Genomic DNA, 1,194 nt, shown 5'->3' on the forward strand with positions numbered 1-1,194 from the left:
CCATGAGCTGTTTGAGGCCCAGGTGCGCCAGGCGCCGAATGCGGTGGCGGTGGTCTATCAGGACCAGCGCGTCAGCTATGGCGAGCTCAATGCGCATGCCAACCAGCTGGCGCATCATCTGATCGGGCTCGGGGTCAAGCCGGACCAGCCGGCGGCGATCTGCGTTGCGCGCAGCGTGGCGATGGTGGTCGGGCTGCTGGCGATCCTCAAGGCCGGTGGCGCCTATCTGCCGCTGGACCCGGCCTATCCGCCGGCGCGGCTGCGGCAGGTTCTCGACGATGCGGCGCCCCACCTGTTGCTGGCCGATGCGGCGGGGCGCGCCGCCTTGGGCGATGTGGGCGTCGATGCGAGCGTGGTGGAGCTCGATGCGGCGGCACCGGCGTGGGCCAGCCTGCCGGAATCGGATCCGGACCCGCGTGCGCTGGGCCTGACCTCGCGCCATCTCGCCTATGTGATCTACACCTCGGGATCCACCAGCACGCCCAAGGGCGTCATGATTGAGCATCGGGCTATCGTCAATCGCCTGATGTGGATGCAAAACGCCTATGGTCTCAACGCAACTGATGTCGTGTTGCAGAAGACGCCATTTAGCTTCGATGTCTCGGCCTGGGAGTTCTTCTGGACCTTGCTTGAAGGGGCAACCCTGGTGCTGGCGCCGCCCGGTGCGCACAGAGATCCCGACGCATTGGTCGACTTGATCATCAACCAGCGAATTACGACGGTTCACTTCGTGCCATCCATGCTGGTCAGCTTTATGGATGCGAAGAGTGTTGACCGCTGCACATCGCTGGGACGAGTTTTATGCAGCGGCGAGGCGCTTCCTGCCGCCAGTGTGCATAAGGTTCGGCGCCTCTTGCCTTGGACGGCCCTGCACAATCTGTACGGTCCGACGGAAGCTGCGATCGACGTGACAGCGTGGAGTTGTCCGGCTGAGTTTGATGGCGCCATTGTCCCGATTGGCCGCCCGATTGCGAACACGCGGGTGTATCTGCTGGATGGTCATGGGGCACCGGTGCCGTTCGGGGCGGTGGGGGAGCTCTACATTGGCGGGGCGGGGGTGGCGCGCGGCTATCTGAACCGCCCTGAGCTGACAGCGGAGCGGTTCATCGCCAGTCCCTTTGTCGAGGGCGACCGGCTGTACCGGACCGGCGACCTGGCACGCTACCTGCCGGACGGCAATCTGGAGTTTTTGGG

Annotated in this window: 1 protein-coding gene; it reads left to right on the plus strand. The window is 64.7% G+C overall.

Features of this window, described 5'->3' with window-relative positions; all coding sequences use genetic code 11:
- The coding region (locus K289_RS0140885; RefSeq protein WP_027556550.1) for an amino acid adenylation domain-containing protein at positions 1-1,194 on the plus strand (1,194 nt) is incomplete at both ends.

Origin of the sequence: Bradyrhizobium sp. Cp5.3, from assembly GCF_000426265.1 — a bacterium.
Lineage (GTDB): Bacteria > Pseudomonadota > Alphaproteobacteria > Rhizobiales > Xanthobacteraceae > Bradyrhizobium > Bradyrhizobium neotropicale.